This window comes from Iodobacter fluviatilis, from assembly GCF_004194535.1.
Classification (GTDB): Bacteria; Pseudomonadota; Gammaproteobacteria; order Burkholderiales; family Chitinibacteraceae; genus Iodobacter; species Iodobacter fluviatilis_A.
Genome location: NZ_CP025781.1, coordinates 1,802,934 through 1,823,777, shown reverse-complemented (window position 1 = coordinate 1,823,777; position 20,844 = coordinate 1,802,934). Strand labels below are relative to the sequence as shown.

Below are 20,844 nucleotides of genomic sequence, written 5' to 3'. Positions count from 1 at the left end.
TATTTTTGGGGTGTTTTTATGCCTAAGCACACAACGCAATTCAAGTTTTCTGTTGTTCAGCAATATTTAACTGGCGAAGCACGAATCAAAACGATCGCCAACCAACATGGCATCGAGCAGGCCATGTTTCGTCGCTGGGTGAGGTCCTTTCTCTTGCATGGTGAATCGGGTTTAGTATCCACATATAGTCATTACGATGCCGTAATTGTTGCCCTTGAACCCGCGGCGAAGGGTCGAAAAAAAATCACCTATGCCTGTCGCCGAAAATAACACGGCTCCCCTACCGATTGATGATTAAATCCGTAGCCGTGAAGAACTCATTGCAGAAAAAAACGCCTCCGTTTAGAGGTGGTCTACATAAAAAAGTACAATGCCTTAATTGAAGCCAAAGCTCAATTTGTCACCGGTGCTGGATTTATACAATGGGGAAATTATCGCATTTGAAATGGCGCGTCGTCCGGTATTTGCGCTGGTCAGTCAAATGCTAAAGAAGGCCTTAACTAAGCTGAGCGCGGATGAAAAAACGCTGCTGCATTAGATCAGGGTTGGCAGTATCAAATGGCAGGGTATCGGCAGCAAATGGCAGAAAAATGGCTGGTGCAAAGTATGTCAAGAAAAGGGAACTGCCATGATCATGTAACGATGGAAAGCTTCTTCGGCTCGTTGAAGTCTGAGTTCTTTTATCAGGCAAAATTCGCTAGTCTTGAGCAACTAGAGCAAGGCATAGTGGATTACATCCATTACTCTAACTATGGCCGAATCAAGCTGAAGTTAAAAGGGCTGAGTCCTGTTCAATACAGAGCCCAGCTCTTGAGCACCTAGTTTTTATACCGTCCAACGTATTGGGGTCAGTTCATTGATTGAGGCGTTTTTCATTTGAGAGCCTGCTTGCTCTTTCATGTTTAAAATTGAACCCAAGCATGTCCATTGTGTGGTTTTTATATGGCTTTTGGGTGCCTATTTATGCTCGTGATAAGACCCATTAGTTCATCCATGCCGCGCTAAATAAGCACTTATTGTGCTGTTGTAGCTCATCTTTTTTGACCGTAGAGCATGGAATTGCTGGATTTGGCTAGACTCTTTACTAATATTGAAAATCGGGTGGCTTGAATCAGTTTTTTTCACTACTGATGTAAGTCAAGGGATTAGCTAATAAGGAGCAAGTCCATGCAATTTGATGAAGTTATTCCAGATCATTTTAATATTATTTCTCGCACCCCATTGCCCCATGTTTTGATTGAGCAAGCGCTGATGCAATTAGGGGGCGGGGGGATTGAGGGCACTAATTTTAAGCGGAATGCCTTGCTTTCCGCTGGTTGGAAGCACGCCAGTGTAGTGTCATATGGTAAACATCCTATTGAGGCGGCGGCGGCGTTTAATTTAGTACGCGCAATGCTAGAGGTAAGCCAAAATCCTGTAGAAATTATGGAAAAGCTACAGAAAAAATAGTGGGCAAACATTGCCTGAAGCCCGCCATGTAATGGGTATTCTTTACTTTATATAGGCTAAGATTTTGCTAACCATTGCAGCATGATGGAGCGCACATGGGCTTCCACATCGGTCATTTCAATCGATGGTCCTTGGGGAGTCACTGTACTGAGATCAACGCCCAATTTGGCGGCAAGTTTGGCCGCAGGTGGGCTGACACTGAGTAGTGGGGCCGCGGGCCAATCAAGTTGACACGCGCTGGCAAATGATAACTCTTCTGTGCCAAACATTTGCACGGGTACTTCTTCTATCTCCATTTCCACAAGCAAATCACCACAGGCTACCGTTTCTAATAATGTCACCATTAGGTGAGAAACTAAGCCTGTTTCTGGAGCACAAATTTCTACTAACTCATCCCCACAATGCAGTGTAAGTAATGGTGTATTTATTTGGACATGCTGGCTAGGCAAGACATGTAAGGCTACTACGCTAGCGGTATTGTCTAGTTCTGGTACGCAAATCAGGTGCGTGGTAAATGCAGTCATGGTGAATATGCACCTATTTGAGGGCGATTTAGCTTGATTTTGGCCAATACAGGGTGATTTGGTGTTGCTTAAAATATGCAGCAGTAATTATTCCGTTGCGGTGCAGCATCGCTGTTTTTAACATTCGGCCTCAATGGGCAAGAGTTATACAGATATTACCGCAGCAGCTCGGTGGTGTTCAGCAAAAATAGCGGTTCACTAAAAGCACAAAAATATATTGGGCGCAGCAAGTACGGCCCTTTTCTCGCCTGTGCAAGCTCAGTGAAGAAACAGCGATCTACCTATCTTGAAGTTTGCTAGGCTAGGTGATTGTTCTGATCTATCGATACAAGCTAGTGGTAGGGCGACGCTTATCACGGCCAGTGCAATACTAAGGAGTAGTTTATGAGTGAGTTGGTTTTAGTTATCAATGCCGGTTCGTCCAGCATCAAGTTTTCCCTGTTTGAAACCGACGCAGCTGACCCTGTTTTGCTCTTTAAAGGCCTAGCTGATGGGATCTATGTTGATCCAAAATTTGTAGCCAAAGATGCAGATGATAACAAGCTGGTGTCTGAGTCTATGCCAGCCGATATGCCAAAAAACCATGATTCTGCGCTGCGTCATATGTTAGCTTGGCTAAACAGCCATATTAATGGCCGCCATATTGCGGCTATTGGCCATCGCGTAGTGCATGGTGGTTTAAATTTTTGCCATCCCGTACGTATTACAGAAGAAGTATTAAAAGGCTTGGACGAGACCGTGCCTTTGGCTCCTTTACATGCGCCGCACAATATTATGCCTATGCGTGTTTTGGCCCAACTCTTGCCAAACGTACCGCAAGTAGCGTGTTTTGATACCGCTTTCCATCGCACTCAGCCTGAGCTTGAGCAGCAATACGCGCTGCCGTATGAATTTAGCGAGCAGCATGGTATTCGCCGCTATGGCTTTCATGGCCTGTCTTATGAATATATTGCCAGCGTCTTGCCTACGATTGATGCTAAGGCAGCGACAGGGCGCACGGTAGTGGCTCACTTAGGCAATGGCTCATCGATGGCTGCCTTGCTTAATTGTGTATGCCAAGCCACCACGATGGGCTTCACGGCCTTAGAAGGCCTGCCTATGGGCACACGCTGCGGTACGATCGATCCAGCGCTGGTTCTGCACTTTATGAGCCACCTAAAAATGGATGTGGCGCAAATTGAAGAGCTGATGTACAAAAAATCTGGTTTGTTGGGTATGTCTGGCATTTCTAGCGATATGCGTGATCTACACGCCAGTAAAGATCCACATGCAAAATTTGCCGTTGATTATTTTGCTCACCGTGTAGTGCGTGAAGCCGCTTCTTTGGCGGCTGCGATGCAAGGCTTTGATGCCCTCGTGTTTACCGCAGGTATTGGTGAAAACGACGATATTGCCCGTGCCACCGTATGTAATGAATTGCGCTGGATGGGGGTAGAGCTGGATGAAGTAGAAAACGCTAAGCGTTCCGGTGAGCCGCGTTGCATCTCGCTGCCAAGCAGCCGCATTCCTGTTTACATCATTCCAACCAATGAAGAGCTGATGATTGCTCGCCATGCTTTAAAGTGCGTGGCAGCTTAAATTAACTAGCCTTATCAAACGGCCACTGGAGGCTATCCATGTGGCCGTTTTTTTACGTGTCGAATTTGAGGGTTCAATTTTGAAATGGATTTTGTATGGTTTAACTTTGAAGCCGGTTCACGTATCCTTCAGGCCTTGCCAGAGTCCCAGTGGACAAAAAAATAATGGATAAAGATACTGTAATCGATTTAGTGCCAGAACCGCGTCATCTTAAGGCTGGCAGAGGTTGGCAGTGGTATGTGCAGGGATTCACGCTATTTCGCCACCAACCTGGCATGTGGATTGTGCTGGCATTGCAATTTCTAGTTTTAGCTTTACTGGCCAGCGTGCTGCCTGCCGTGGTGGCTATTGCCTACACCCTTGTCTCACCAGTGCTTTCTGCGGGGTTATTTTTAGCCGCTAAGCAATGTGATCTAGGAAATAAAGTGGGGCCATTGGATTTATTTGCCGCTTTTAAGGCTGATGTAAAACCATTACTACGGATTGGTTTTATTAATGTGCTCGCCGTTTTGTTGGTTACGGCATTGCTGAGTTTATTGGGTAGTCAATCCAGCTTGGCCGATATTGCGCCAGGAACCTTGCCTACACCCGAACAAATGAAATCATTGTATTTGCATACTTCACTTAATTTAATGTTGATGACGCCGATGATCTGTGCCGTTTGGTTTGCTCCGGCGCTGGTTTTATTTGAAGGCTATACGCCGCTAGAGGCGATGAAGCTGTCTTTTATTGGCGTTTGTAGGAATTGGCAGGCGTTTTTAGTGAGTGGTTTGATTACAATCGTTCTGTGTGTTTTCTCCGCATTTACTTTAATGCTGGGCTTTTTGGTTGTGCTGCCTGTGATGATGTTGATGCAGTATGTAGCTTACCAAGAAATTTTTGAAGTAACGCCAATTGGCATTGATGGAGCATCCGCGTGCTAGAAAGTCCATTTAAAGGGAAAACAGGAGTTGCCCGTGTTTTTAATGCACTGGGCTATTCTTTAGACGGTTTAAAAGCGGGTTGGCTGAATGAAGCGGCCTTTCGCCAAGTTAGCTTATTGGCATGTATAGGGATTGCTTGCGCTTTTTTTATTCCAAGCTTGCCCCATTGGGGGCGTGCAATTTTAGTTGTTAGCCACTTTGCCACCATGATTGTGGAATTACTCAACTCTGCAATTGAAGCGGCAGTCGATCACACCTCATTAGAGCGTCATGTGCTCGCTAAACGGGCTAAAGATTTAGGCAGCGCAGCGCAGTTGGTTTGTTTATTAAATTTAGCCCTGATGTGGTGTTTGGTATTACTGGGTTAAGTAATGTGCTTGGTATGGGCTAAATAAGCCATTGGAATATTTTTAATCAATCCTATCGCTATAGCGATGGGATTTTGTTATTCCACCCTAAAGCCGCGTTAATTTGTTTTAAGTAGGCATAAGCCGTTACTTCATGGCCAGCATCACATAAGAGTTTGTGCCAATGTTCTAATACGGTTTCTAGCCCAGCTCTATTTTGAATAAGAGCAAAGTCTTCCTCTAAAAAGCGATCTAGCTTGCCTGCTAAATACTGCTGATTGCTCATAAACATCATTTTGTAGACTTGCGCTAATGCTTGCTTATCAATCCCAGCTAGGCCTGCTTGATTGAGCCCACTCACTTCTTCAACCATTTTGAGCAATTCTAGCCGCGCTAGGCTTTCTTCTAACTCATCTAAGCTCATGGCTTTCAGTAATTCACCGCGAGTTCTTTTGCCATCAAGCATAATCAATAGGCGGCGTGCGGTGGAAGAAAGAAAACCGCTGCGCTCGGCGATTTCTTGATTGCCTTTAGTGGTTTTACGATAGCACTGCTGATCCATTTATCATGACCAAATAGAGTTATATTCGGTGAAGATTACCCTAAGACCCTATATAAGCCAACATTAAAATAGCAAATGCTTACTTAGGACTTATTCAGCTGACATTAAATTGTAACTGTGACCTAAGCAGAGCATTGGAGATAATAAAGTTTATGCAATAAAAAAATCGCCTCATATAGAGGCGATTATGATTAGATTGAGCGGCTTATTAAAGGCCGCCGTATGAATGTAAGCCAGATAAAAACATATTCACGCCAATAAAGGCAAAGCTGGTCACAAATAGACCAATCAAGGCCCACCACGCCAATACATTACCTCGCCAGCCTTTAACTAAACGCATATGCAGCCATGATGCATAGTTGAGCCACACGATCAGTGCCCAAGTTTCTTTTGGGTCCCAGCTCCAATAGCCGCCCCATGCTTCGGCTGCCCACATGGCGCCCAAAATGGTGGCAATGGTAAAGAATAAAAAGCCGATGGAGATGGCCTTATACATCACCTCGCCGAGCGTTTCGTAGCTAGGTAGGCGGCTAGCTAAAATGCCTTTAGAAACCAGTAGCTGGGCCGCAGCAAGGCCTGCAGATAGGGCAAAAGCACCGTAACCAACAAAATTAGCCGGTACGTGAATTTTCATCCACCAAGATTGTAGGGCGGGGATCAAGGGTTGAATCTCGTGCGCTTGGCGATCCACGCTATACCAAAGAATAAAGCCCACCGCTGCCATGATAATGGGTAGCACAAATGCGCCCATAGTCTTTGCTTTGCCTTGGCTTTGAAATTTCTGTTCGTAATACAGATACATCAAGGTGGTGATCATGCAAAACAGAATAAATACTTCGTAGAGATTAGAAACGGGGATATGCCCCACGTCGGAACCAATCAAATAGCTTTCGTACCAGCGCACAAGTTTAGAAACTAAGGCGGCTGAAGCGGCCGCCCAAGTGAGGTTGCTGGCTATATCTAAAGCTGTGTTAGAGCGGCGTAACATACCCAACCAATACATTAAGGTGGCGAGCAGATAAAGCACGCACATCCACATCACCGCCGATTGGCTGGATAAAATATATTTTAGCCAGAACACGCTTTGCCCATTGGCAAGGCTGCCTTGGTAAAGCGAGATACCCGCAAGGGCACAGAGGGCGCTGATGGGTAGAAACACGCGCATGGCAGGCCAAAAGCGGCCAAACCAGACGATAGCAGCCACCGTTCCAAGTAAGATGCCTTCTTCGTAATAATCCATAAAATTGGCGTAGCGCTTATATGCAAATAGGCCGCCAGCAATAATGACAAAGGCAAACAGCATGTCAAACAGCGATACACGGCGTTTGGAGGTAGTGAAACTCATGGGGTTTTTCCTTCGGCCAAATCCGAGCTAAGCTCGGTAAATTCTCGATCCAGATCGGAGGTTTTGCGATTACTACTCATCGCAATCAGGGTTTTTCCAGCAGCAAGGCGAACCCAAACGCGATTTTCACGAATATAAAACATGCAGAAAATACCGATGACCAATAATAACGAGCCTAAATACACAATGTTTTGCCCTGGTGCGCGGGTAATTTGAAAGCCGCTGGCTTTGATTTCTTCAAAGCTATTGGCCTCTAGCCAGATCGATGGCCCGTATTCAAATAAACTGCTTACCGCCACCAAACTATCCATCAAAAAGCGATATTGCGTTTCATCCATGGGCAACAACGCAAGCCCTTCTTTTTCTTGCGCCACATCCATCACGTCAATAACGGCGCCTTGCAAAATTTTAATATAGGTTTGGGCCACGGTTTGGCGCTGGTCTTTAGGTACTTTTTGATCGAGGAAAATTTCAATGGCGGGAAAGCCCCCTTCGCTAAAGCGCGTCAGTACGCCGCTAGTCACATCCCTAAATTGTGCTTCGCCTGCTTTAGAAATCCCACCACTTTGGAAAGCTTTAGCAGCAGTACGGCGGGCAATTTCTGCGCGGAGTGATTTATTCAGTAGGGCGGCGCGCAAACGCATAAAGGTGTTTGCTTCCAGCTCCTTATCTAGCGGAATACGTACAAACTGAAAGGGAGCTGCAACTTCGGTGCGCATGCCAGTTACAGCGTAGCCCGCACCTTTTTCAAAGAACGGCGCGAAATAATTCAGGTATTCGGTTGCTTGACCGTTTTTATCGCGCAATTTAAATTGAATCGATGGACCGATGTTTTTTAAATTGTGCTCACTTTGCACCGCTTGGGCTGAGGCCATCGCTTGGGCAAATTTGCTCACTGCCATGGTGTTATTGGCAACCTTGCCCATATTTTCAATATTAAACGCGCGAAAATCGCCCATTTCTAATTGATAAGGCTGGCCATTAATTTGTACAGCTTGGGTGGCTTGTGAGCGGGTAATCATCGGCTGTGCCGTGTTGCTGTTTAAATCCCAGCGCTGCATTTCAAGCTTGGAGCCACCATCGCTAAAGCTGGCTTGATAAACCGCTACGCCATTGTAAATTAAAGGTTTATTAACTTCGATTTTGGCTCTTTTAAGTACTTTGCCAGTTTCTTTATCCAGTAAATCAATATCACTAGCAAACAGCTTAGGTTGGCCGGTGGAGTAATGCTCGATATGAAATTTATTTAACTTCACTGCAAAGGGTAGGTCTTGGACAAAATAACCTTGGCCGGCATTTAAAAACACCACATCACCTACCGTGCCCTCGGATAGGGTGACGTTACCACGGAAAGATAAATTATCTTCGGGTAGGCGGCTTTGTGCGGGGACTTTACTCTGGGGTAAATCGCGTGTTTCTGGCGTTTTAAGGCCAAAGAGCTCGGTGAGCTTGAGGGGCACATTGCCATCTAGTAAGCCACCAATACAAATCACCACAATTGCGGCGTGGGCAAATAAATAGCCTAAACGCTGAAAGCTGCCTTTTTTGGCCGCAATGAGCACATGGTCATTTCCTTCCTTAATTCTGCTGCGGTAGCCGTGATTGGATAACACATCGATTACTTTCGCTGCAGCCAGCTCACGATCAATCTCGTGATGGTGTGACATTAAACGCAGAGAGTTCTGTGTGGCGTTTTCACGATAACCACGGACATCGCGCCATATGCCGGGCCACTGTCGCCAAATACACAGGCTGGTGGACAGCACTAGAAAAACCAGAATGAGCAAAAACCATACACTGTGGTAAACGTCGAATAGACCGAGCGGATGGAAAACTTGGAACCAGAATTCGCCAAACTCAATTTTATAGTTTGGATAAGGCTCGTTTTGCTTGAGCACGGTGCCAATCATTGAGGCAATAGCCAGAATGATTAGCAGACTGACGGCAAAGCGCATAGACGAGAATAGCTCGTAGAGCGCTTTAGAAAAGGAAGTTTTGGGTGTCATAAGAAGTCAAAAAGGGGCAAGTGGCCCCTTGGTCTGGGGATCTCAAGTAAGCAATGCAAGCTGTGACATTTGCACGAGAGATCCCTTATACCGGAAAAAGTTCCAGTAGGGAGTGGCAGCGCTCGCTCACAAAGAGACAACGCTGCCAAGTTATGCCTTAAATCAATGTAGCGCTTGAATGTACTCTGCTACGGCTTTGATTTCGTTGTCTGACATTCTGCTCGAAATATCTTTCATAACCTGATTATTGGCACGGCTAACATTAGGATCTTCGCTGCGGAAAGCATTTAACTGGGCCAGTACATAGGCTGAATGCTGACCACCCATACGTGGGTACTGCCCTGGAATACCCGCGCCAGATGGTCCGTGGCAGGCCATACAGGCAGGAACCCCTTTCGCCATAATTCCACCGCGATAGATTTTCTTACCTGCTTCGATCAACGCTTTATCAGAAGCGCCACGATCTTTGGCTTGTTGGGTAGAGAAATAGGCGGCAATATTTTGCATGTCTTCAGGGGACAAAGGCGCTGCCATACCCATCATTACGGGATTTTTGCGCTTACCGGCCTTGAACTCGGCCAATTGTTTTACAATATATTCAGGATGTTGGCCTGCAAGGCTAGGATTTGCAGAAGCCGCACTATTGCCATCTACGCCATGACAGGCCGCACAGACTTTATCAGCCAGTATTTTACCTTTGGCCGGATCTGCTTTCGTGCTGCCGGCGGCAAATGCGGTCGGGGCCATCATCAAAAGTGTGGCAATGATTGCTGCAACAGGCGCACGGCGCATAAGTATTATCCTCAAAAGTGCAATGTGGCCGAGCTGAACCGGCCGACGATCATTCAAATGCTGGTATTCTATAACAAGACCTGTTCACAAACCACAGTGGTTACCCAATGTCGCTTTTTCAAGGCTTGCAATTCCTGACAACCGTCAATGACCTGAAGGCTCTTCCGGCTGACGGTATGGAAGTTGCATTCGCCGGTCGCTCCAACGCCGGCAAGTCCAGTGCTATCAATACACTGGCCAACCATACGCGGCTTGCCTTTGTTTCTAAAACACCAGGCCGTACTCAACACATCAACTATTTTCAATTTGGTAACGCGAATAATCGTCTTGTCGATTTACCTGGTTATGGTTATGCCGAAGTACCTGTGTCAGTTAGACAACACTGGGAAAAATTGCTTAGTCAATATCTGGTCCGTCGGACAAATTTAATCGGTCTTGTGCTCATTATGGACTCCCGCCGCCCACTTACTGATTTAGATCGGCAGATGCTGAATTGGTTTCGCCCGACGGGTAAGCCGATTCATTGCATTTTAACGAAGTGCGATAAACTTAATCGTCAGGAACAGATTGCGATTTTACGTAAGGTAGAAGCGGAGTTTGCTGATGAGTCCATGATTACCGTTCAGCTCTTTTCTAGCTCTAAAAAGTTAGGTGTAGATATCACGGAAAAGGTTGTTGGTGGCTGGTTTGACGCCATGAATTACCGTGAAAATTTGATTGCTGGCGATGATGATTTAAAAGAAGGAAATTCAGAACCGACAGACGGGGGCTAATCAGGCTTGCAGTTCCATGCCAACGTCCTATCTTGACTTTAGGTGCGCCCCTGCACCTCCCGCTTTTTCCTCCCTGAGCGGGTACTTTGGCAACGTGCCAAAGCTGTATATAACCCCGGTCTATGTAAGCTTTGGCCGGGGTTTCTTTTTTCTATTTCACGTATCTTTGACTAATTTACTTAATAATCCTTTAGTATTGTCTAATATTAGGGTGCAGCCTCAGCTCGTCGTATATACAATGTAGGGTTCAAACTGTGGCGTGTGTATGATATTTCGCTGCAAAAATGGCTTAGATTATCCACAATACTGCTTCGATTATAAGAACAGGAGGGGAATGCAATGTCAAAGCTCGCCGGAATAAAAGTCATGGTGATTGATGACAGCAATACCATACGTAGGAGTGCTGAAATATTTCTTGGTCAAGCAGGGTGTGAGGTTATTCTGGCCGAAGATGGCTTTGATGCTTTGGCCAAAATCAGTGATCGCTTGCCTGATGTGATTTTTGTTGATGTCATGATGCCAAGGCTAGATGGCTACCAAACTTGCTCGCTGATTAAAAAGAATCCACGTTATAAAATGACGCCCGTTATCATGTTGTCTTCTAAAGATGGTTTATTTGATCGTGCTAGGGGCCGAATGGTGGGCTCTGACGAGTATTTGACTAAGCCTTTTACCAAAGATAGCCTACTGCAGGCTGTTAGTGCACATATCAGGCTTGATTAACCTTGTATTTAGCAGCACTCTAAATCAATGGGTAGCCGAGCTTAGTACTTGATTTTAATTATGGGTAGAACCGCAATGAGTATTAGAAAAATATTGATCGTCGATGATTCGCCAACTGAACGCCACTTTTTGGGCGAATTGCTCAATAAAAATGGTTTTCAAGTGTTGACTGCCGAGTCAGGTGAAGAAGCCATAGCAAAGGTCAAAGAAATTATGCCTGACCTTATTTTAATGGATGTAGTGATGCCAGGGATGAATGGCTTCCAAGCTACACGCACCATAAGCCGTGATGAAGCCACAAAACATATTCCGATTATTATGTGTACGTCTAAAAACCAAGAAACAGATATGGTCTGGGGGCGCAGGCAAGGTGCAGTAGAATACGTAGTTAAACCAGTTGATTCTCAAGAGCTGCTTGCTAAAATTGCAGCACTGTAAAATTTTAAATTGATCACGCAATAAGTGCTGTATTTTTTTAAAAATAAATTAAATAACGTATTGCGTTTTCAAATACCTGCCTATTAAGCGGAAAAATAATGGCCAAACGGATTAGTCTGCGTGAATATCAAGAAGGGGTAATGGCTCGCTTAAGAAGTGTTGCCGCTACCGCTCAAGTAGATGCCCGTTTGGGTGTGAAAATAGGCGGAGAGAATTGGTTGCTTGATTTATCTGATGTTGCCGAAGTAATGCCTTTGCCTGCGATATCGCCAGTGCCTTTAGTGCATGCATGGTTTAAAGGCGTGGCAAATTTGCGAGGTAATTTGGTCAGTGTCAGTGATTTAGCTGAATTTATTGGGGCAGGCAGTTTATCTGCCACGCCAGCAGCTCGGTTATTGCTTCTACATCCTCGCCATATCTTGCATTCGGCTATTTTGGTAGATCGGATGTTGGGGTTAAAGCATTTGGCCGATTTAACTCCAGATCAGGCATTAGAAAGATCGGGAGAGTGGGTAGGGGACGCATATCGTGATGCCTCAGGCATTACTTGGCGTAGTTTAGATATTCAAGCATTAGTTGCGCAGCCTGCTTTCTTGCAAACAGGTCAAATATAGTCATTTTTTGAAAGATATAGCCCGTCTTTAAGTGCCATTTATCAGTGATAAACTGTGTGTTTAAAGCGTGTTCGAGCGAGTAGCGATCACCATTGGGCGTTATTTTTTAAGATATTGTTCATTTGAAGTATTCATAAATATATATACGGGATCGGGAGTAACACAAAATGGCACTAAATCTGGATGGCGTAAAACGCCTCTTTTCCGGACTTAAAAAAGCAGCTCCTGTTCCAGAAAATTCTGAGCCTGCAAAATCAACAATTATGGGCCGGATCAGCTTGCCTGATGCCGACGATGCAAAGCTAAACAAACCCCTTCCTCTGATTGGAGCTTTGCCGCTACGGCAGCAAATGGCTTTATTACTGATCGTGATGTTAGTTTCAGCGGCCTTGTTTATTGTTACGGCCTTTGTTGCTTTTCAAAGCTCTTCCTTTAATGCCGAGCGTCGTGCGGTTTCCACTGAAATGCAAATGCTTTCGCAGCGTATTGCGCGTGCATCTACGCAAGCTGTACAGGGTAAGCCTGATGCGTTTGCCACACTAAAAGACTCCTATGACAAGTTTGATAGCAATTTAACGCAATTATCTGCAGGTGATTTTTTCTTTAGTTTATTGGCAAAAAGTCCTGATCAATTAATTAATTCAGTGCGTCAAACATGGGTGCAATCGTTTGCACCGAACAAGTCTCGGCCAACAGTCGACACCATTCTCAAGCGAGAAAAAGCCTTGGTGAGCTTGGGTCAATCGGTGGGCTCAATTAATAGTACAGATGCCTCCTTGCTGGAAAATATTCAGCAATTTACCACTATGCTTGGGGAGAATGGCGGGACGATGCGTGAGCTGGATTACGCACACCAATTATCCATGCTGTCGCAACGGATGGCTAAAAACGCTAATGCGGTTTTGGGTAGCGACTTGATTAACCCAGAAGTGGTGTTCTTGTTGGGTAAAGATGTATCGGTATTTAATGAAATCGTGACGGCATTTGGGGATGGTAAAAATCCAGAATTACCTATTCGGGCGATTTCAAGCTCGCAAATGGCAAGTAAATTAAGTGACATTCGCAACCGTTTCCAGGATTTTGAAGTTGTAGTTACCTCTTTTTCTAAAAATATGCAGCCTTTGGTCAGCTCGCGATTAGCTAACCAAAGTATTGTTTTGGATTCTGAAAAACTACTGAAAGAAACCAGTGAATTAGCTGACACCTATGAAAATAGAGTAGGTGGGTTTTTAATTAACGCCCTGCAGGTGGGTTTTATTGCGGTTTCATTGCTGGCTCTATTTTTACTGGTACGGACATTTAACCAAGAAGCCGTTCGCCGCCGTTTGGTACTAGAAGCTGAAAACAAAAAGAATCAGGAGGCTATTTTGCGCTTGCTGAATGAAATGGCCGACTTAGCCGACGGTGATTTGACCGTGCGCGCTTCGGTTACTGAAGATTTGACTGGTGCGATTGCCGACTCGATTAACTATACCATTGAAGAACTGCGCTCCCTGATTACCAAGATTAACCGTGCCACTGGCCAGGTTAACTCGGCCACCCAAGAGGCTCAGGGTATTTCGGATGAGTTGTTGGCCGCTGCGGAACGTCAGTCAACCGAGATTAAAGACACTAATAGCACGGTTGAGCAGATGGTTACCTCGATTCGAGGCGTGTCCTCCAATGCTGCCGAATCAGCCAACGTTGCGCAATCCTCCCTGATGGCTGCTGAAAAAGGTGCTGAAGCGGTACAGAATCAGATTAAGGGGATGGGCGAGATTCGCGAGCAGATTCAAGAAACTGCAAAACGGATTAAACGTTTGGGTGAAAGCTCTCAAGAAATTAGTGAAATTGTTGAATTGATTTCTGACATTACTGAACAGACCAACGTTTTGGCGTTGAACGCGGCGATTCAGGCTGCTGCAGCGGGTGAAGCAGGTCGAGGCTTCTCGATTGTTGCGGAAGAAGTGCAACGCTTGGCGGAGCGCTCTGGTGAGGCGACTAAGCAGATTAGTGCGATTGTGAAAACTATTCAAACCGATACCCACGATGCGGTTGCCGCGATGGAAGTGTCAACACAGGGTGTGGTTGAAGGGGCGAAGCTATCAGATGCCGCTGGCCGTGCGCTGACTGAGATTGGTCAGGTTTCGCGTGATTTGGCGCGCTTGATTGAATCGATTGCGCATGAAACGGAAGATCAAACATTACTGGCAAGTAAAGTGAATATCTCAATGCGCGACATTTTGGCGATTACCGAGCAAACCTCGGCAGGTACCAAGCAATCAGCAACTGCGGTGGGGCAGTTGACTGCACTCGCGCAAGAGCTGAAAGACTCGGCATCGGGCTTTAAGCTTTAATAAGTGTTGTTAATTAAAATATTATTTTCCGCGAAAAACACTAAAACTAGCTAAGTTGAGCCGCGTAACGTATTTAATATTGATGGCCTTGTTTATTAAGTTTTTCGTTATGTTTGTGTTTTTCGTGGAAAGAATAGTTTGTATGTTAAATGTGTCACTTAAAAATAGGCTTTAAATGAGCGCGCATACCGAATTCGATCTGGGCTCTCTGGTCTGGGTCAAGAGCGAAATCGAGCAAACATTACAAAAAGCAGCGCAAGCGCTGGCTCAATTTGGCGAGACTAACGATAGCGCATTGCTTAAGCATGCCCGTACTTTTCTGCATCAGGCCTATGGCGCTGTGCAAATGGTAGAACTCACGGGCTTGGCACGTTTTTGTGAAGAAATTGAGCAGGCGCTTGTATCAGATGAGCTTAGTCCTGATGCCTTAGAGGCAATTCAGTGTGCAATTACTGAAGCCAGCCATTATCTAGAGCAGCTCTCCGCTGGCGCACCTAATCAGCCGCTTAGACTGTTGGCTAGCTTTAAGAAGCTAGCGGCATTACGCCAAGCGACTGAAAGCGGTGCTGAATTATTTTTCCCGCAATTATCCGAATTAGAACTGCCACTTGGTTTGCCGCTGAAAAGCCTGCCTCCTGAAGAGATGAGTGGCTTTATCCGGCTGCGCCGCCAGCGTTTTGAGGCAGGCTTGCTAAATTGGATTAGCAAAGATGTAGGTGCTGCTAGCATTATGGCAAGGAGCTTGGCAGAGATTGCCGCGACTCAACCAAATGTTGTTTCTCGGCACTTTTGGTGGGCAGCTGCAGGCTTGTTAGATGGATTAAATAGCCATTGCGCATCAGTAGATGTCGATTTTAAATCACTGATTTTACGGCTCAATTTACAGCTTCGTCGCCTAAGCGACGGCTCTGCCAAGGTGGCTGAGCGCCTGTATCGCGATATTTTATATGCTTTGTTGGTTATAGAAACAAGCAGTCCTTTGGCGCTTGGTCTACGTAAAGCGTTTGCTTTGGATAGCTTATTGCCAGGAAAAGATGCTGATTTGCTTTCCCCTGAGGCTGTTTCGCGTAAGCAGCTGGCCCGTAGTTTGCGGGATGATATGGCAGTATGCAAAGACGCTTGGAGCCGAATTTGTTCTGGTCAGTTTGAGCGTCTTGCCGCTTTTTTGGCAGATTTTGAGCCTTTGGCCTCGCGTTCAGCCCCTTTAAGCATTCCTGGTTTAGATGATTTATGGCAGGCATTGCACCAAGCGATACATCGCTTAAATAAACTGGCACCTAGCGATGGGCAGGCTTTGGAAGTGGCCACAGCTCTATTGTTAATCGATAACGGCTTGGCTATTTATCCGCTCTTGGCTGATGATTTCCCTGAGCAAGTGGATGCAATGAGCCAGCGCTTATTAAATCCATTTTTAAATAGCGAAGTGCCTCATTTAGATGCGGTTTCTCACCAAGCACAAGAGCGCTTATTGCAAGCGCAGCTTGCGCATGAAATGCGTAGCAATTTACAAATGGTTGAAGATGTATTGGAGGAATGGTTCCGTAATCCTGATCACAATACAGAGTTGGTTAAAGTAGAGCCTAGCCTGCGCCAAATTCAAGGCGCATTGCAAATGCTGGATAAGCAGCAGGCGGTTGAGCTGTTACAGCTATGTCAAAAGCGGATTGAGCAATTTGTTCGTAGCGAGCTATTACTGCCTGCTCAAGAAGAGTTAGAACTCTTGGCAGAAGGGTTATCCAGTCTTGGTTTTTATCTGGATGATATTGCACAAAGCCGCGATGAGCCGGCGTCTTTGCTGGGTATGATCGATAAACTCTCCGGTGCGCTGCCGAATAATCTACAAGCAGATAGTTTACTTGAGGTGTTAGAAGAAGAGCCTGAACTAGAAACGATTAACACGGTTGTGCCTCCACAGCAAGACCTATCTAAGCCTTTACCTGTATCAGATGCTGCAGTAGACGCTGAGTTGCTTGAAGTGTTCTTAGAAGAAGCGGAAGAGGTCTTGGCCAGCATTGCAGAGCAGTTACGCATCTGTAAACACACCCCGCATGATCGCGAAGCACTGACCGTTGTAAGACGCAGTTTCCACACCTTAAAAGGCAGTGGTCGGATGGTGGGCCTGAATCACTTAGGGCAAGTGGCGTGGGCGATAGAGCAGCTTATGAATAAGCTGATGCAAATTGAACGATCGGCAAGCGCCGAACTTCTCGATTTGCTTGAGCAAGCGCATCGGGCGTTTTCTGGCTGGGTGCAGCAGCTTTCTAGCACCGGTTCTGCACTGATTGAGGCAAGTGATCTAATTGTCTTGGTAGATAAAATAAAAGCGCAGCTAGACGAGGCATCTGCAGCACCAGCAGAACACGTGCATTTATCAGTAGACGCCGATCAAGCAGAAAGCGATGAAGTGATGATAGGCACCGTAACGGTGTCTGCATCTCTGTTTGCGTTATTTTGTAATGAAGCTTCGCAGTATCTGGCGACCTTGCAAAATAAAAATAGTGACCCATCTGCCTATCTATTGGCGGCTCATACCTTGGGTGGTATTGCCTCTACGGCGGGTTTTCGCAGCCTAGGTGAGTTAGCCTATACCCTAGAGCATGTGGTGCAGCAGCTTGGTGAAATGGTCATTGCGGACGAGCTGGTGTTGGTGCAAGCGGTTAATCGCATTGCTTCTATGCTAGAAGCAATTTTTGCGCTGCAAGCCCCTGGCTTTGCTGAGGCAGAAATTCTTGCACTGCAAAACTTGCGTGTTCAACCTTTCGAAATTTCTTTAGATGAAGCCGTAGAGCTAGCGCCACTTGATTTAGATTTGCACGAGTTGCACAGCGATCTCGTAGATGCCCCATTAGAGAGTGCTTTAGACCTTGCTAGTGATGCCCAACTGGCTGAGCTGACATTGGCTAGCGATGATCTTGAATTGCCCTTGTTGGATAGCGCCGAGCTTAGTCTGGCCAATGAAGAAGTTGAACACGCCCTAGAAGCCGATGCTGAAGCGCCTCTTCATCTAGTGTCGCCATTATTAGAGAATTTGTTAGCTGTTGAGCCTAGTCTGGCCAATGAAGAGATTGAACATGCCGTTGAGGCTGAAGCGCCTTCTCATCTAGCGTCGCCATTATTAGAAAATTTGTTAGCCGCCGAGCCTAGTCTGGCCAATGAAGAGATTGAACATGCCGTTGAGGCTGAAGCGCCTTCTCATCTAGTGTCGCCATTGTTAGAAAATTTGTTAGCCGCCGAGCCTAGTCTGGCCAATGAAGATATTGAGCATGCCGTTGAGGCTGAAGCGCCTTCTCATCTAGCGTCGCCATTGTTAGAAAATTTGTTAGCCGCCGAGCCTAGTCTGGCCAATGAAGATATTGAGCATGCCGTTGAGGCTGAAGCGCCTCTTCATCTAGTGTCGCCATTATTAGAAAATTTGTTGGCTGTTGAGTTTAGTCTGGCCAATGAAGATATTGAGCATGCCGTTGAAGCTGAAGCGCCTTCTTATCTAGAATCGTCATTATTAGACGGCTTGTTAGCTGAGCCTAACTTGGCTGAAGCGGATATTGCTACGTCTCTTGAACCGGCTTTACACGGCTTGCAAGTAGCAGAGTCATCTTTGGAAGTGGCGGCAGAGCAAGCCAAAAAAATCAGTGAAAACGAGCTAAAAACTATTGCCTCACCATTATTAGATGGGTTGTTGGATGTTGATTCTTCAAGCACTACTGGGCCATTGGATGACTTTGAAGATGATATTGAGTTTGAGCAGCATGCGGCCTTGGCCGATTTGCTGGAGATTGATCCTGATTTCTTAGATCCTTTGCACGGCTTGCAGCGTAAGGCGGAGCTAGATAGCGAGCAGTTTGACGATATCGATGAGCAGCTATTGCCGGTGTTTATTGAAGAAGCCGATGAGCTGATTCAGCAAATGAGTGCGTCATTGCGCGGCTTACGTGTGCCAGAGCCAGATCAAAAAGATGCCCGTGCTTTAGCCCGCGTTTTACACACCTTTAAAGGTAGCGCGCGTATGGCCGGTGCGATGCGGATGGGTGAGGTGATCCATCAAATGGAAAGCCGCTTGCTGGCAGCAGGCAGCCATTATTCTTCGTCGCTATTAGACGCCTTTGATGCCGATTTTGATTTGATTCAAATGCTGGCCGAAGAGCTAAAAGGTGGCAAGAAGCCAGAAGAGGTTATTGCTCCCGTTGTGGCGAAGCTGGTGGAGGTGGATACCAGCACTACAATCCGAGTGAAATCAGAGCTGATGGATCAGCTGGTAAATCAGGCTGGTGAGGTATCGATCGCGCGATCGCGTATTGAAGCCGAAATGCTGACGATGAAATCATCCCTGCTCGATTTAACAGAAAACGTAAATCGTTTGCGCAGCCAGCTGCGTGAGCTGGAAATCCAAGCAGAATCGCAAATGCAGGCCAAGGTGAAAGAGCACGATGGGGATGAGGCAAACTTTGACCCACTTGAATTCGATCGCTTTACCCGCTTGCAAGAAATAACCCGCTTTATCGCTGAAAGCGTGCATGACGTGGCTACTATTCAGCAAAACTTGTTGAAAAACCATGACGATTCTAGTTCGGCGCTATCTCAACAAGCGCGGATGACCAAGGAGCTACAACAAAGCCTGATGCGGGTACGTATGGTGCCGTTTAGTAGCTTGTCTGAGCGCCTATACCGCCTGACTCGTCAGACCGGTAAAGAGGTTGGGAAGAAAGTCAACTTGGAATTACGTGGTGGCCGAGTAGAAATCGATCGTGGCGTACTCGATCAAATGATGTCGCCGTTTGAACATATGCTGCGTAACGCTATCGATCATGGCTTAGAAAGCACTGAGCAGCGGCTTGCGTTAGGTAAGTCAGAGTTTGGTGAAGTACAGGTAGAAGTTCGCCAAGAAGGCAATGAGCTGGTCTTGCTACTAAAAGATGATGGTAAGGGCCTAGACTTAACTCGTTTGCGTGCTAAAGGTCTTGAAAAAGGCCTCATTAATAACAACGCCAGTGATCAAATGGTCACTGAGCTGATTTTTGAGCCGGGCATCACTACAGCTAGCAGCTTAACCACTTTATCTGGCCGTGGTATTGGTATGGATGTGGTGAAAAATAAGCTAGGGGATTTGGGTGGCCACATTGATGTAAGTAGCGAAACTGGCGTTGGTACTACGTTTACAATCTACCTGCCCTTGACCTTGGCGGTAACGCAAGTGGTCTTGGTGAAGGCTAATGGCCAGCAATATGCGATTCCATCTGGCATGGTGGAGCAGGTGCAGGAAATTAAGCTGGGGCCACTAGAGAGTATTTATGAAAACCGCTTTCAAGAGTGGATGGATTCTCGCTATCCCTTTGCCTATTTCCCAAGGCTTTTAGGCGACACGCAGTCTGTACCAGAGCAAAAACGCTATAACACCGTCATTTTGCTACGTAGCGGTAGCAGCCGTATGGCCTTGCATGTTGACGAGCTGCTGCGTAATCAAGAGGTGGTGGTGAAAGCGATTGGGCCGCAATTAGCGCGGATTCCAGGCGTAACGGGCGCAACAGTATTGGGTAACGGTGACGTGGTGATGATTATGAATCCACTTTCGCTGTTAGCTCGTGGGGAAACGCGCAGTACTGCGATTCATATCAGCCCAGAAGCACTGAAAACCACGCCGGTAGTGATGATTGTGGATGATTCACTGACCGTACGTAAAATCACTGGGCGCTTATTGGCGCGTGAAGGCTTCCAAGTTCTGACGGCCAAAGATGGTTTGGATGCCTTGCAGCAACTATCTGATATTAAACCTGATGTAATGTTGGTGGATATCGAAATGCCGCGTATGGATGGCTTTGAATTTACCCGGAATGTGCGTGCCAATGAGGGTACACGCCATATCCCTATCATTATGATTACCTCACGCACGGCGGATAAGCATAAAAACTATGCTTTCGAGCTAGGAGTAAATACTTTCCTTGGCAAGCCTTACCAAGAAGAAGAATTACTCGGCTATATTCGCGGGTTTATTCAGGCTTAGTCAGGGTACGGCATGGCATGCTGTGCCCCTCAGCTTAAATAGGTGGGGAGGTAACCATCTTCCTATTTGCATTCTCCTAAGCGCAGCTAGCTCCCCTTAGCACCATGGTTTTACTTTTAGCCAGTATTAGGTGCTCGTACTGATAGATCTCTAGCGGGGCTAAATTGAATAACGCCGTGGATCGTGGCAGCATGGGGCTGATGGCATTGCATATTGATAGTGAGGGTGTTTCCACTATTGTTTATCTTGGGCTGCTCGCAGTTTTGTGAGGGCTTTTGCCCCATTTGCTGCTAGTTGCCCATTTTCTCTTTTTATAAACAAAGTGACATCGTCATCGTCCCAGCCTTGGGATGCGAGATGCATGCTTGGTTGTTGCATTTGCTTGATCCGCTCAGGCTTCATCTCACTGACGGCTCCCTACTGACCTATTTGTTGTACG

General features: G+C 46.3%; 16 protein-coding genes and 1 pseudogene. 12 read left to right on the top strand and 5 right to left on the bottom strand.

Translation table 11 applies throughout. The annotated features are described in order from the left end of the window. Positions 1 to 18: 18 nt before the first annotated feature. The 3 genes and pseudogenes from C1H71_RS08120 to C1H71_RS08110 all read left to right on the top strand — a co-directional run bounded on the left by C1H71_RS08120 (position 19) and on the right by C1H71_RS08110 (position 1,449). Entirely contained in the window at positions 19 to 270 is a 252-nt protein-coding gene (locus tag C1H71_RS08120) for a transposase (protein WP_130106099.1), read from the top strand. A gap of 118 nt (positions 271 to 388) precedes the next feature. Further along, positions 389 to 822 (top strand): annotated as a pseudogene (locus tag C1H71_RS21385) (IS3 family transposase); the annotation flags it as partial. Positions 823 to 1,167: 345 nt separating this feature from the next. Next, on the top strand, positions 1,168 to 1,449 hold the full coding sequence (locus C1H71_RS08110) for a hypothetical protein (RefSeq protein WP_130106097.1): 282 nt from the start codon (positions 1,168 to 1,170) through the stop codon (positions 1,447 to 1,449). 56 nt (positions 1,450 to 1,505) lie between these two features. Here the strand turns inward: C1H71_RS08110 and C1H71_RS08105 are convergent, their stop codons facing one another. Beyond that, positions 1,506 to 1,973, bottom strand: a complete 468-nt coding sequence (locus C1H71_RS08105; protein WP_130106096.1) for an E3 binding domain-containing protein — start codon at positions 1,971 to 1,973, stop codon at positions 1,506 to 1,508. Between the two features lie 384 nt (positions 1,974 to 2,357). Between C1H71_RS08105 and C1H71_RS08100 the strand changes: the two genes are divergently transcribed. From C1H71_RS08100 to C1H71_RS08090, 3 genes are all read left to right on the top strand, one after another. After that, positions 2,358 to 3,551: an acetate/propionate family kinase gene (locus C1H71_RS08100; RefSeq protein WP_130106095.1), complete on the top strand. Its 1,194-nt coding sequence runs from the start codon at positions 2,358 to 2,360 to the stop codon at positions 3,549 to 3,551. 164 nt (positions 3,552 to 3,715) lie between these two features. Further along, positions 3,716 to 4,474, top strand: a complete 759-nt coding sequence (locus C1H71_RS08095) for a BPSS1780 family membrane protein (RefSeq protein WP_130106094.1) — start codon at positions 3,716 to 3,718, stop codon at positions 4,472 to 4,474. Next, on the top strand, positions 4,462 to 4,842 hold the full coding sequence (locus C1H71_RS08090; protein ID WP_130106093.1) for a diacylglycerol kinase: 381 nt from the start codon (positions 4,462 to 4,464) through the stop codon (positions 4,840 to 4,842). The genes C1H71_RS08095 and C1H71_RS08090 overlap by 13 nt, the downstream gene beginning before the upstream one ends. A gap of 58 nt (positions 4,843 to 4,900) precedes the next feature. Here the strand turns inward: C1H71_RS08090 and C1H71_RS08085 are convergent, their stop codons facing one another. The 4 genes from C1H71_RS08085 to C1H71_RS08070 all read right to left on the bottom strand — a co-directional run bounded on the left by C1H71_RS08085 (position 4,901) and on the right by C1H71_RS08070 (position 9,526). Further along, entirely contained in the window at positions 4,901 to 5,383 is a 483-nt protein-coding gene (locus C1H71_RS08085) for a hypothetical protein (RefSeq protein WP_130106092.1), read from the bottom strand. Between the two features lie 208 nt (positions 5,384 to 5,591). Further along, a complete protein-coding gene (gene ccsB / locus C1H71_RS08080; RefSeq protein WP_130106091.1) occupies positions 5,592 to 6,728 on the bottom strand; it encodes a c-type cytochrome biogenesis protein CcsB in 1,137 nt (378 codons plus the stop codon). Further along, on the bottom strand, positions 6,725 to 8,734 hold the full coding sequence (locus C1H71_RS08075; RefSeq protein WP_130106090.1) for a cytochrome c biogenesis protein ResB: 2,010 nt from the start codon (positions 8,732 to 8,734) through the stop codon (positions 6,725 to 6,727). The genes ccsB and C1H71_RS08075 overlap by 4 nt, the downstream gene beginning before the upstream one ends. Before the next feature lie 162 nt (positions 8,735 to 8,896). Then, a complete protein-coding gene (locus C1H71_RS08070) occupies positions 8,897 to 9,526 on the bottom strand; it encodes a c-type cytochrome (RefSeq protein ID WP_130106089.1) in 630 nt (209 codons plus the stop codon). Positions 9,527 to 9,633: 107 nt separating this feature from the next. Between C1H71_RS08070 and yihA the strand changes: the two genes are divergently transcribed. The 6 genes from yihA to C1H71_RS08040 all read left to right on the top strand — a co-directional run bounded on the left by yihA (position 9,634) and on the right by C1H71_RS08040 (position 20,405). After that, positions 9,634 to 10,299, top strand: a complete 666-nt coding sequence (gene yihA / locus C1H71_RS08065; RefSeq protein ID WP_130106088.1) for a ribosome biogenesis GTP-binding protein YihA/YsxC — start codon at positions 9,634 to 9,636, stop codon at positions 10,297 to 10,299. Positions 10,300 to 10,638: 339 nt separating this feature from the next. Further along, positions 10,639 to 11,022 (top strand): response regulator, encoded by a 384-nt coding sequence (locus C1H71_RS08060; RefSeq protein WP_130106087.1) that lies wholly within the window; start codon positions 10,639 to 10,641, stop codon positions 11,020 to 11,022. Between the two features lie 75 nt (positions 11,023 to 11,097). Then, positions 11,098 to 11,460, top strand: coding sequence for a response regulator (locus C1H71_RS08055; RefSeq protein ID WP_130106086.1), 363 nt, complete (start codon positions 11,098 to 11,100; stop codon positions 11,458 to 11,460). Between the two features lie 98 nt (positions 11,461 to 11,558). Beyond that, positions 11,559 to 12,074, top strand: coding sequence for a chemotaxis protein CheW (locus tag C1H71_RS08050; protein WP_130106085.1), 516 nt, complete (start codon positions 11,559 to 11,561; stop codon positions 12,072 to 12,074). 167 nt (positions 12,075 to 12,241) lie between these two features. After that, entirely contained in the window at positions 12,242 to 14,410 is a 2,169-nt protein-coding gene (locus C1H71_RS08045) for a methyl-accepting chemotaxis protein (RefSeq protein ID WP_130106084.1), read from the top strand. Positions 14,411 to 14,585: 175 nt separating this feature from the next. Further along, positions 14,586 to 20,405, top strand: coding sequence for an Hpt domain-containing protein (locus C1H71_RS08040; protein ID WP_130106083.1), 5,820 nt, complete (start codon positions 14,586 to 14,588; stop codon positions 20,403 to 20,405). Positions 20,406 to 20,844 lie beyond the last annotated feature (439 nt).

What these genes read in the sequence shown, in the direction of transcription:
- C1H71_RS08095 (WP_130106094.1), top strand. Translation starts at nt 3,716, where the DNA reads ATGGATAAAGATACTGTAATCGATTTAGTGCCAGAACCGCGTCATCTT.
- C1H71_RS08120 (WP_130106099.1), top strand. Translation starts at nt 19, where the DNA reads ATGCCTAAGCACACAACGCAATTCAAGTTTTCTGTTGTTCAGCAATAT.
- C1H71_RS08045 (WP_130106084.1), top strand. Translation starts at nt 12,242, where the DNA reads ATGGCACTAAATCTGGATGGCGTAAAACGCCTCTTTTCCGGACTTAAA.
- C1H71_RS08060 (WP_130106087.1), top strand. Translation starts at nt 10,639, where the DNA reads ATGTCAAAGCTCGCCGGAATAAAAGTCATGGTGATTGATGACAGCAAT.
- yihA (WP_130106088.1), top strand. Translation starts at nt 9,634, where the DNA reads ATGTCGCTTTTTCAAGGCTTGCAATTCCTGACAACCGTCAATGACCTG.
- C1H71_RS08105 (WP_130106096.1), bottom strand. Translation starts at nt 1,973, where the DNA reads ATGACTGCATTTACCACGCACCTGATTTGCGTACCAGAACTAGACAAT.
- C1H71_RS08085 (WP_130106092.1), bottom strand. Translation starts at nt 5,383, where the DNA reads ATGGATCAGCAGTGCTATCGTAAAACCACTAAAGGCAATCAAGAAATC.
- ccsB (WP_130106091.1), bottom strand. Translation starts at nt 6,728, where the DNA reads ATGAGTTTCACTACCTCCAAACGCCGTGTATCGCTGTTTGACATGCTG.
- C1H71_RS08110 (WP_130106097.1), top strand. Translation starts at nt 1,168, where the DNA reads ATGCAATTTGATGAAGTTATTCCAGATCATTTTAATATTATTTCTCGC.
- C1H71_RS08070 (WP_130106089.1), bottom strand. Translation starts at nt 9,526, where the DNA reads ATGCGCCGTGCGCCTGTTGCAGCAATCATTGCCACACTTTTGATGATG.
- C1H71_RS08055 (WP_130106086.1), top strand. Translation starts at nt 11,098, where the DNA reads ATGAGTATTAGAAAAATATTGATCGTCGATGATTCGCCAACTGAACGC.
- C1H71_RS08075 (WP_130106090.1), bottom strand. Translation starts at nt 8,734, where the DNA reads ATGACACCCAAAACTTCCTTTTCTAAAGCGCTCTACGAGCTATTCTCG.
- C1H71_RS08040 (WP_130106083.1), top strand. Translation starts at nt 14,586, where the DNA reads ATGAGCGCGCATACCGAATTCGATCTGGGCTCTCTGGTCTGGGTCAAG.
- C1H71_RS08050 (WP_130106085.1), top strand. Translation starts at nt 11,559, where the DNA reads ATGGCCAAACGGATTAGTCTGCGTGAATATCAAGAAGGGGTAATGGCT.
- C1H71_RS08100 (WP_130106095.1), top strand. Translation starts at nt 2,358, where the DNA reads ATGAGTGAGTTGGTTTTAGTTATCAATGCCGGTTCGTCCAGCATCAAG.